General features: G+C 72.4%; 2 protein-coding genes. Both read left to right on the top strand.

The window, feature by feature from the left end:
• The first annotated feature begins 535 nt into the window (after nt 1-535).
• Complete coding sequence (locus tag AB0P06_RS36745; protein WP_363615338.1) at nt 536-985, top strand: PTS glucose transporter subunit IIA; 450 nt, start codon at nt 536-538, stop codon at nt 983-985.
• A 175-nt stretch (nt 986-1,160) separates the two neighbouring features.
• Complete coding sequence (gene ptsP / locus AB0P06_RS36740; RefSeq protein ID WP_363615336.1) at nt 1,161-2,831, top strand: phosphoenolpyruvate--protein phosphotransferase; 1,671 nt, start codon at nt 1,161-1,163, stop codon at nt 2,829-2,831.
• The last annotated feature ends 104 nt before the right edge of the window (nt 2,832-2,935 follow it).

The following is a 2,935-nucleotide window of genomic DNA, read 5'->3' as shown; positions in this document are numbered from 1 at the left end:
TTTTGGCACGCTGTTGAGTTCTCAAGGAACGGACACTTCCTTCAGGCCGCCTTCCAGCGGGCCCTCCGGGCGCTTCGTTCTTTCGTGTTCCCAGCTTAGCAGACCCGTTTCCCGGCGCTTAACCGGTACTTTTCACATCTGAAATCTGGTGTTAACCGCCGACTTGCGGCGACTCGGCCAACCATAGCGGGTAGCCGACCGGAGCGCGAATCGAGCCACACCGAGCGTCACCCGCCCGGAGCATGATTTGTTGCTCTCGCGAGCATATACAGCAATGGTCCCGGTTCGCCAAGATGCCTGTAGAGTGCGGCACATCGACCCAGAGGACTAGACCACTACCGGTCGATGGGACGTCGGCCTGACGCCCCGGCAGTCGTCGCTCTCTGTGGCGGACGGGCCGGTAGGGGCGGATTGGGCCTGGCCCTTCGCCCGGGAATGTCAGCAGATGTCCGAAGTTGACATGATCTAGGCTTCAGCCGATGTCCTGCCGCTGCCTGCGGCCGCTCGCTGTTCTGCGCACTTGGGAGGCTCAACCATGACCACTGTGACGTCGCCGCTGACCGGCCGGGTCGTCGGGCTCGCCGGCGTGCCCGACCCCGTCTTCTCCGGCGCGATGGTCGGTCCCGGTACCGCGATCGACCCGGTGCGCCGGCCGACCGAGGCCGTTGCTCCGGTGGACGGCGTCGTGGTCTCCATGCACCCGCACGCGTTCGTCGTCGTGGACGCGGACGGGCACGGTGTGCTGACCCACCTCGGCATCGACACCGTGCAGCTGAACGGCGAGGGCTTCGAGCTGCTCGTCAACAAGGGCGACACGGTGACCCGCGGCCAGGCCGTCATCAAGTGGGACCCGGCCGCCGTCGAGGCCGCGGGCAAGTCGCCGATCTCGCCGATCGTCGCGCTGGAGGCCGCCACCGACTCGCTCGGCGATGTCCGTGAGGACGGAGACGTCGCCGTCGGCGACGCTCTCTTCAGCTGGAGCTGACCTCCCCTCTTTCCTTCTTCCCTCCCGGGCCGCTCGGCGCCCGGGCCGGGTGCGCGCCGGCGAAGACCACGCACGACAGAAGCCGAGCCCACACACCCGCCCCGCCGCACTCGGCGGGGCGGACCGGCACACGGCGGTTCCGGCGGGGCCGCTTCCCTCAGCGGAGACAGGTGACATGGAGAAGACGCTGCGCGGCGTGGGTGTGAGCCACGGGGTCGCGATCGGCCAGGTGCGGCACATGGGAACGGCGGTGCTCGAGCCGCCGGCCACCCAGATTCCGACTGAGGACGCCCCGCGCGAGCAGGCTCGCGCCCAGGCGGCCGTCGACGCGGTCGCCGCCGACCTGATCGCCCGCGGCAACCTCGCCGGTGGCGAGGCGCAGGCCGTGCTGGAGGCCCAGGCGCTGATGGCGCAGGACCCGGAGCTGATGGCCGATGTGGCCCGCCGGATCGCCGTCGGCAGCAGCGCCGAGCGCGGCGTGTACGACGCCTTCGCCGCCTACCGCGCGCTGCTCGCCTCCGCGGGTGACTACCTGGCCGGCCGGGTCGCGGACCTGGACGACGTACGGAACCGCATCGTGGCGCGGCTGCTGGGCGTGCCGATGCCGGGTGTGCCGGACAGCGACGAGCCGTATGTCCTGTTCGCCCGGGACCTGGCGCCGGCCGACACCGCGCTGCTGGACCCGACCCTGGTGCTCGGCTTCGTGACCGAGGAGGGCGGGCCGACCAGCCACAGCGCCATCCTGGCCCGGGCCCTGGGCGTGCCCGCCGTGGTCGCCCTGCCGAACGCGACCGACGTCGCCGAGGGCACCGTGGTCGCGGTGGACGGCGGCTCCGGCGATGTGCTGGTGGAGCCGTCGCAGGAGAAGCAGGACGAGCTGCGCGCGATCGCCGCGGAGCGCAAGGCCGCGCTGGCCGCCTCCTCCGGTCCGGGGCAGACCTCGGACGGTCACCGGGTGCCGCTGCTCGCCAACGTGGGCGGCCCGGCGGACCTGCCGGCCGCGCTGGAGGCCGGGGCGGAGGGCGTGGGCCTGTTCCGCACCGAGTTCCTCTTCCTGGACGACTCGGCGAAGGCTCCCAGCGAGGAGAAGCAGGTCGAGGCGTACCGCAAGGTGCTGGAGGCGTTCCCGGAGGGCCGCGTCGTCGTCCGGGCGCTGGACGCGGGCGCGGACAAGCCGCTGGACTTCCTGACCCCGGCCGACGAGCCCAACCCGGCGCTGGGGGTGCGTGGTCTGCGCACGCTGCTGGAGCACCCCGAGGTGATGCAGGCCCAGCTGCGGGCGCTGGCGAAGGCCGCCGAGGGGCTGCCCGTGCACCTTGAGGTGATGGCGCCGATGGTGGCCGACCGCAAGGACGCCAAGGACTTCGCGGACGCGTGTCGCCAGGCCGGGCTGGCCGCCAAGTTCGGCGCGATGGTGGAGATCCCGTCGGCCGCGCTGCGGGCGCGGGCGATCCTGCGGGAGGTGGAGTTCCTCTCGCTGGGGACCAACGACCTCGCGCAGTACACCTTCGCCGCCGACCGCCAGGTCGGTGCGCTGGCCCGGCTGCAGGACCCGTGGCAGCCGGCGCTGCTGGACCTGGTGGCCTTCTCGGCCGAGGCCGCGCAGGCCACCGGCAAGAGCTGCGGCGTCTGCGGTGAGGCGGCCTCCGACCCGCTGCTGGCCGTGGTCCTCACCGGTCTGGGCGTCACCAGCCTGTCGATGGGCTCGGCGTCGATCCCCTATGTGCGGGCCACGCTGGCCAAGTACACGCTGGCGCAGTGCCGTCGGGCGGCCGAGGCGGCCCGGGCGGCGGACAGCGCCGAGGAGGCGCGGGCCGCGGCGCAGCAGGTGCTGTCGGGCGAGTAGGCCTGGCAGGCCGGGCAGCGCGTACGGCGAAGGGGCGTCTCCACCACCGCGGTGGTGGAGAATCGCCGACGTCGCCGCCTTCGTCCGCCCCGGCGGGGCGATCG

It is taken from the genome of Kitasatospora sp. NPDC088351 (assembly GCF_040685575.1).
GTDB lineage: Bacteria > Actinomycetota > Actinomycetes > Streptomycetales > Streptomycetaceae > Kitasatospora.
This window is presented reverse-complemented; position numbering and strand designations above follow the sequence as displayed.

Excerpts from the sequence above, each read along its gene's own strand:
- AB0P06_RS36745 (WP_363615338.1), top strand. The coding sequence starts at position 536 with ATGACCACTGTGACGTCGCCGCTGACCGGCCGGGTCGTCGGGCTCGCC.
- ptsP (WP_363615336.1), top strand. The coding sequence starts at position 1,161 with ATGGAGAAGACGCTGCGCGGCGTGGGTGTGAGCCACGGGGTCGCGATC.